Origin of the sequence: Dietzia sp. B19 (assembly GCF_014145155.1) — a bacterium.
GTDB lineage: Bacteria > Actinomycetota > Actinomycetes > Mycobacteriales > Mycobacteriaceae > Dietzia > Dietzia natronolimnaea.
Window position 1 is genome coordinate 1 of the sequence record NZ_JAALED010000362.1, and the last position, 1,480, is coordinate 1,480.

Here is a 1,480-nt window from a genome sequence, read left to right on the forward strand (position 1 = left end):
CGCCGTCGTGGACGAGCGCCTCGCCGTGGTGGCTCTCGAGTGCGGGCGACGGCGCGATGCCGCGCACCAGGTCGGAGGACCCGCGGACGAAGTCCTCGGGCGTGCCCATGTCCCGCCAGTACGCCGAGTCGACGAAGCCGTAGACCCGCCTGCCCTCGGCGAGCAGCTGCGGGAAGGTCTCGCGCTCCACCGAGACGGGGACGCCCTCGGGGATCTGAGCGATCAGTTCACGCCGGAAGACGTAGCAACCGGCGTTGATCTGATCGGTCGGTGGGTCCTGCGTCTTCTCGAGGAACTCCAGGACCCGGCCGTCCTCATCGGTCGGCACACAGCCGAACGCACGGGGATCGGAGACCCGCACCAGGTGCATGGTCAGATCCGCGCTCTTGGCGTGGTGGAGATCGAGGATCCGGGTGAGATCGGTCCCGCCCAGCACGTCGCCGTTGAACACCATGATCGTCGAGGCGGTGAGCTCGTCCAGGACGTTGCGGATGCCGCCGCCCGTGCCCAGCGGCTCGGTCTCCACCACGTACGTCAGCTCCAGATCGAGGTCGGACCCGTCCCCGAAGTGCTCCTCGAACACCTCCGCCTTGAACGACGTGCCCAGCACCACGCGCCGGATGCCCGCCGCCCGGATCCGCGAGAGCAGATGGGTGAGGAAGGGCAGACCGGCCGTGGGCAACATGGGCTTGGGCGCCGAGATGGTCAGCGGCCGCAGGCGGGTCCCCTTGCCGCCCACCAGGACCACCGCCTCGGTGTCGGCGATCAGATCGCGCGGCTCGGCGCTGGAGGGGGTCGTCGAGGTCACAGTCCTACTCCCGATGTCGTGGGCCCCCGGCCGCGCGCTCGCGCGGCCCACACGGGCCGGTGGATGGTCTCGTCCGGCGCGTCAGCGAAGATCGCGCCGGGCGGACCGGATCGCGAGGCGGCACCGTAGTTCCAGACCCGCCCTCAGCGCCCAGCGTATCGGTGCCTGCCACGCGGCCGGATGCCTGTCCGCCTGGAACAGGTAGGCGCTGTTGTGGTGTGCCCGGAGGGTGAACTCCGGCACGGTCCTGGCCGCGTGTCCCTGGTCGTGGTGGATCACCGACGACGGCACGTAGACGCTCTGCCACCCGGCCCGGCCGAGCCGGTCCCCCAGGTCCACGTCCTCCAGGTACATGAAGTACCTCTCGTCGAACCCGCCGAGCGCGTCGAACGCCTCACGTCGCAGCAGCAGGCACGACCCGGACAACCACCCCGCGGTCCGTTCGGACTCCATGTCGGAGTCGTCGAGGTAGTGGGCGGTCCACGGGTTACCCGGCCACACCGGACCCAGCAGGGCGTGGCCGATACCGGCGCCGAGCCGCGGCACGGCGCGGGCCGAGGGGTACACCGAACCGTCGGTCTCCGCGATCCTCGGGCCGAACGCCGCCGCCCGGGGCCACCGGTGGGCGGCGGCGAGCAGCGCGTCCACGGAACCCGGCTCGAACCACACGTA

Annotated in this window: 2 protein-coding genes; both read right to left on the minus strand. The window is 71.1% G+C overall.

Annotated elements, in window-relative coordinates:
- Nucleotides 1-808 (minus strand): NDP-sugar synthase (locus G6020_RS10830; RefSeq protein ID WP_347238358.1); only part of this gene is annotated, 808 nt, incomplete at its 3' end.
- A gap of 81 nt (nt 809-889) precedes the next feature.
- On the minus strand, nt 890-1,480 hold a 591-nt coding region (locus G6020_RS10835; protein ID WP_182610633.1), incomplete at its 5' end, for a glycosyltransferase family 2 protein.